The sequence below is a fragment of the Bacteroidota bacterium genome (genome assembly GCA_018831055.1).
Lineage (GTDB): Bacteria > Bacteroidota > Bacteroidia > Bacteroidales > B18-G4 > M55B132.
Map to the genome: position 1 here is coordinate 1 of JAHJRE010000263.1, position 2936 is coordinate 2936.

The following is a 2936-nucleotide window of genomic DNA, read 5'->3' on the forward strand; positions in this document are numbered from 1 at the left end:
CATCCAACAGGCCTTTCTGGACGGCGAACCGGTTGAACTGCACCAGGTGATGGTCAAGGCTGAGGAGGCGGGAATCGCCACCGAGCTGTTGATTGAGATCCGAAATAAATTAGTCGATGCCTATTCCGAACTGATTCGCATGCCGGTATAGGCGTTAACGTCGATTCCACGCGACCAGGGACGGTCGTCAACAGGACATAGGACGGACGATGGAGCCAATCAAGGACTTCTTTGCAAACCTCTCGGCGATGATCGGGCGAATGACCGCCAGCCAGGTGATGATGCTTTTCGGAGTAGTCGCCGGGACGCTGGTCGGTATTTTCCTCATGGTCGGGTGGGTCAACGACATCACCTACTCTCGTTTGTATTCCGATCTCGATGAATCGGAAGCGGGGGAGGTCGTGACGTATTTGACCGACAACAATATCCCCTACCAACTCAGCGACGGCGGACGGGTTGTTTCGGTTCCGACCGATGACGTCTATAAGACGCGCATCTCACTCGCGGCCGAGGGACTGCCGCGCAACGGCACCGTCGGTTACGCCCTGTTCGACGGCAACAATCTCGGGATGACCGACTTCCTCCAGAATCTCAATTTCCGTCGTGCGCTCGAAGGCGAACTTACCCGCACCATCATGCAGCTCTCCGAGGTGCAGGCCGCCCGCGTGCACATAGTCATGCCGCAGGATCGGCTGTTTAAGGAAGATCAACAGCAGGCCACCGCCTCGGTCGTTCTCAAACTCAAGGGCGGCGGGCTGAACAAGAATCAGCTCAACGGCATCTCGCACCTCGTGGCGTCGTCGGTCGAGGGGCTCAAACCGGAAAATATCTCTGTTGTTGATTACGACGGCAACCTGCTGTCCTCGGGCCGTCAGTCCGACGCCCTCGCCGGCCTGACTTCATCGCAGCTCGATGTGCGCAAGCAAGCCGAGTTGTATCTCGAAGATAAGGCCCAGTCGATGCTCGACAACGTCCTGGGACCGGATCGCTCGGTAGTCCGGGTGACCGCCGATCTCAATTTCGATCAGCTCGAGCGGACTTCCGAATCGTACGATCCCAACAGCCCCTCGGTTCGGAGCGAGGAACGCACGAAGGTGGCGAACTCGTCGTCGGACAAAGCCGATGAGACCAGCGAAAGCCAGGAAGAGGGGAACACCGAAACTACGATTACGAACTACGAACTGAATAAGACGGTTGAGCACATTATCAACGGTATCGGATCGATCCAACGACTGTCGGTTGCGGTCATGGTCGACGGTGTATACAAGGAGGCCGAACCGGGCGCCGAAGCCGGTGAGACGGTCTACCAGCCGCGATCTCAGGAAGAGCTCGATCGTCTGGCTGCGATTGTCAAAAACGCGGTCGGATTCGACCCGCAGCGCAGCGACCAGATTGAAATGGTGAATATCGCTTTCGACCGGCGCAACCTGGTCGATGACCGTCAGGCGCTCGACAGTATGTATGAACGCGAATTCTATCTTGATCTCGCCAAGAAGATCGGTCTCGGTCTGCTGGCGGTGTTCGGATTCCTGTACCTTCGCAAGAAAGCCGGGAAACTGTTCAAGGCGATGGGAGCGTTGGCCCCGCCGCCGCGTACGCGCCCGGTCGCGCGGTCGACCTCCGGAAATCCCGGAGTGGACGAAGAGGAAATAGAAGAGGCGCCCAAACGAGTGGTTCACGAAGCGCGCCGGACGCGCCTGGTCGACGAAATGCAGGAAGTCGCCAAGCAGCAGCCGGAGGAAATCGCGCGGGCCATTCAAACTATGATGATTGACCAATGATGCTCAAATTTGATGAGATGTCCGCCCTCCAGAAGGCGGCGGTGGCTCTGGTCGCGTTCGGCCCCGAAGTATCGGCGCACGTGCTGAAGGGGATGCCCGAAAACGACCTGGAGAAGATCACAATCGAGATCGCGAATCTCCGCGATGTTCCCTCGGAAGTCGAGGAGAAGGTGATCGACGAATGTTACCAGATCTTCATGGCGCGTCAATACATTTCCCAGGGCGGTATAGACTTCGCCCGCCAGATTCTCGAAAAGGCGGTCGGCGGTCCCAAGGCGAGAGAAATCATGGGACGCCTCGAATCGTCCATCAAATCGTCGGGGTTTTCACTGCTGAAAGACATCGACCCAAAGCAGCTCACCAGTTTCCTGCAAAACGAGCACCCGCAGACGATCTCCCTGATCCTCACGCAGCTCACCCCGCAGCACGCGGCGTCCGTTCTATCGGAGCTGACCCCCGAATTGCAGGCCGAAGTGTCGTTGCGGATCGCGACAATGGAAAAGATCGCTCCGGAGATTTTGCGCGAAATTGAGCAGACCCTTTCCGGGCATTTCGACGCGACCGCCTCCGGCGTGATGTCGGCATCGGGCGGCGCCAAAGCAATCGCTGAAATCCTCAACCTGATCGATACCACCGCCGAGAAGAACATCCTTCAGTCACTCGAAGCGGAGGACCCCGATCTGGCCGCCGAGGTCAAGAATATGATGTTCGTTTTCGACGATATCGTGCTGCTCGACGACCGCTCGGTCCAGCGCCTCCTCAAGGAAGTGGAGACGAAGGATCTGGCGATCGCGCTCAAGGCGGCCGGTGACGAGGTCAAGGCGAAAATCTTCGCCAACGTTTCCGAGCGTGTCGCCATCATGATCCGCGAGGAGATGGAGTTCATGGGACCGACCCGACTGTCCGATGTCGAGGCGGCCCAGGGACGAATCGTTGAAGCGGTCCGCCGTCTCGAAGAGGAAGGCCAGATCATCATCTCCGGCCGTGGCGGCAAAGAGGATATCATTGTCTAAAATCATTCGTAATACCCGCCTCGCCCCGACCATTTTCGTCGGCGAAAAGACGCTCGACCATGACCGGCAGGGCGAAGCCGCGGCGCAACTCGCGCGCCTGTTCCCGCTGGTGATGGTAAAAACCGATCCCGACGGCGCCCGG

General features: G+C 58.3%; 3 protein-coding genes. All 3 read left to right on the forward strand.

The window, feature by feature from the left end:
* Position 1 precedes the first annotated feature (1 nt).
* Genes KKA81_16255 through fliG form a run of 3 tightly spaced genes read left to right on the forward strand, consistent with a single transcriptional unit; the run spans position 2 to position 2794 of the window.
* Positions 2 to 151 carry a flagellar hook-basal body complex protein FliE gene (locus tag KKA81_16255; GenBank protein ID MBU2652480.1) on the forward strand — a complete coding sequence of 50 codons (150 nt, stop codon included), beginning with the start codon at positions 2 to 4 and terminating at the stop codon, positions 149 to 151.
* A gap of 58 nt (positions 152 to 209) precedes the next feature.
* Positions 210 to 1781, forward strand: coding sequence for a flagellar M-ring protein FliF (gene fliF / locus KKA81_16260; protein ID MBU2652481.1), 1572 nt, complete (start codon positions 210 to 212; stop codon positions 1779 to 1781).
* Positions 1781 to 2794, forward strand: a complete 1014-nt coding sequence (fliG, locus tag KKA81_16265; protein MBU2652482.1) for a flagellar motor switch protein FliG — start codon at positions 1781 to 1783, stop codon at positions 2792 to 2794. The genes fliF and fliG overlap by 1 nt, the downstream gene beginning before the upstream one ends.
* Positions 2795 to 2936: the final 142 nt, after the last annotated feature.